This is a genomic window from Rhodococcus sp. (in: high G+C Gram-positive bacteria) (assembly GCF_049286785.1).
Classification (GTDB): Bacteria; Actinomycetota; Actinomycetes; order Mycobacteriales; family Mycobacteriaceae; genus Rhodococcus_F.
The window spans coordinates 1-1,632 of the sequence record NZ_JBAQEO010000466.1 but is presented as its reverse complement, the minus strand read 5'-3'; the positions used below and the strand labels follow the sequence as shown (position 1 = coordinate 1,632).

The following is a 1,632-nucleotide window of genomic DNA, read 5'->3' as shown; positions in this document are numbered from 1 at the left end:
GGACAACTTCCCCACTGCCCGACACCAGGGCCGACTTCACCAGCGACAGAACCGGCGTGATGCCGCTTCCGCCAGCGAAGAAGAGCAAGTCGACGTCGAGGCTCTTAGCGGTAAACTTTCCCGATGGCGTGAGGACGGTCACCTCCATGCCGATGGAAACGTTGTCACACAACCAGTTCGACGCATACCCCCCAGCGGTGCGCTTCACCCCGATCTCGAGGCGGAAGTCATCGACATGAGGCGAACTGCTCAGCGAGTAGCATCGTGCGACGTGGCCCGTCTGGTCGGACGGGATCTTCAACGTAATGAACTGCCCGGGTAGATGCTTGAAATCGTCGACGATCTCGTCAGGCACTTCGAAGGCGATGCTCACGGAGTCCTTGGTCTCCTGCACGACCTCCGACACGGTCAGCGTTCGCGATCGCGCGGTGGTGCCCGGCCGATTCTCCTGTTCGAGGGTCATTTGATGATCCCCCGCTTACGAGCCAAGGCGTAGCCCGCGCGTGTGACAGGCGCAGAGATGTCCTGGTAGCGCGGACCGACAACGCGTGCGACAAAGTCGAAGCCACGTGCGTCTGCGCCGATCAGCACTCGGGGCTTCTTCTTGTCCATTCCCTTGAGGATGGCGCACGCAGCTTTCTCCGGAGTGGTCCTGGCGATGTTGTTGAACATCGAGGCAATGGTGGCGGTATCTGCCCCCATATCGGATACACCACGAGCGTTGTTGACGATATTAGTCTTGACGCCGCCGGGGTGAACGCATGTCACCGTGACCGGATGCCGACTGATTTTCATCTCTTGCCGAAGCGCTTCGGTGAAGCCACGCACACCGAACTTCGCGGCGTTGTAAGCGCTTTGACTGGGGATCCCGACCAGACCGAAGACGCTGGAGGTGTTTACCAGATGACCATCACCAGAGGCGATCAGATAAGGCAGGAACGCCTTGGTCCCGTTGACGACACCACCGAAGTTGATGCCCATCAGCCAGTCGAAATCCTCCCAGGACATGTCGACAACGTCGGCGCCGAGGGCGACGCCGGCATTGTTGAACACCATGTTGACGCGCCCGAAAGACGACTGCACGCTCTCTGCGTAAACCTGGAACGCAGCACGATCTGCCACGTCCAACACCGCGGTCTCGACGGTCGCCCGATGCGCGGTACGGCACATGGCCGCCGTCTCCTCGAGATGCACTTCGTCGACGTCGGACAAGGCAAGGCTGGCCCCGCGTTCGGCCAGTTGGAGGGCAAGGGACCGACCGATCCCTGAGGCGGCTCCCGTGACGACTGCGACCTGGGTCGCGTAATTGCCTGCTGTCGAACTACTCACTGTCGGATACTCACTTCTCGATGACCTACGGTTGGATTGTCAGGCGATCTCGTACTCGGCGGGCTCGAAGTCTTTCGTCGCTCGCCAGTACTGCCAGGTGAACCCGGGCCACACCGTACGGTTGACACCTTGCGAGTCCAGATACCAGCTCGTACATCCGCCGTTGGTCCATACGCCCTTGGCGAGCTTGTGTTGGATGCTCTTGTTGAAGTGTTCTTGAACCTCGGCCCGCACATCAACGCGCTCCGCACCTCGACTGTCGACGGCGTCGATGGCCTTCATGATGTACTTGATCTGCTGCTC

Annotated in this window: 2 protein-coding genes and 1 pseudogene; all 3 read right to left on the bottom strand. The window is 60.4% G+C overall.

The annotated features are described in order from the left end of the window. Positions 1–463, bottom strand: a 463-nt coding sequence (locus WAW17_RS16900) for an FAD-binding oxidoreductase (protein WP_422334096.1), incomplete at its 3' end; no start/stop codon positions are given. Beyond that, complete coding sequence (locus WAW17_RS16895; protein ID WP_008720401.1) at positions 460–1,329, bottom strand: SDR family NAD(P)-dependent oxidoreductase; 870 nt, start codon at positions 1,327–1,329, stop codon at positions 460–462. The genes WAW17_RS16900 and WAW17_RS16895, both read right to left, overlap by 4 nt. Positions 1,330–1,368: 39 nt before the next feature. Then, positions 1,369–1,632 (bottom strand): annotated as a pseudogene (locus tag WAW17_RS16890) (4-hydroxyacetophenone monooxygenase); the annotation flags it as partial.